This window comes from Paraburkholderia sp. BR14320, assembly GCF_040948665.1.
Classification (GTDB): Bacteria; Pseudomonadota; Gammaproteobacteria; order Burkholderiales; family Burkholderiaceae; genus Paraburkholderia; species Paraburkholderia youngii.
In genome coordinates this window covers 1-484 of record NZ_JBFPKG010000254.1, presented here as the reverse complement: position 1 = coordinate 484, position 484 = coordinate 1, and the positions used below count along the sequence as shown (strand labels likewise).

1 protein-coding gene is annotated in these 484 nt (G+C 62.6%); it reads right to left on the bottom strand.

Annotated elements, in window-relative coordinates; genetic code table 11:
• Positions 1-459: transposase (locus tag AB3X89_RS40185; protein WP_368588051.1), on the bottom strand; the 459-nt coding region annotated here is incomplete at its 3' end.
• Positions 460-484 lie beyond the last annotated feature (25 nt).

Below are 484 nucleotides of genomic sequence, written 5' to 3'. Positions count from 1 at the left end.
CCGATCCATCGGCACATCAGCGGGCAGCACGGCGTCCATTCCTTCGCTATCCGATACTTCTGTAGTGGTGATGCGGATCGCGTGTACGTTCATGTCAGCGTCGATCGACAGATGCATCTTGCGCCACGGCGTGCGCGCGGCCTTCTGAGCGTACTTTTCCTCATACCACTGGCTCGCCCGCCCAAAGCTCAATCCCGTGCTGTCGACGATGAGACTGATCGTCCCGCCGGGCGCGAGACGCCGGGCCAGCTGTTCGCAACGCTGCGTGACGCTCACCTCCTGTGAAGCGAACCGTTCGCCCAGCTGACTGGCGCTGGGCACCGGGATGTCCAGCCCGCGAGTCTCCCAGTAGTCCTCCATATAGCCGGTGATCTGCCGCATCCCCCAACCGAACAGCCGGTAGAAGGTAAAGATCAGCTCCATGTACGCCGTGGTGTAGGTCGGCTCACGCCCCGACACGCCCGGCGTACGGATCTTTGCGTTG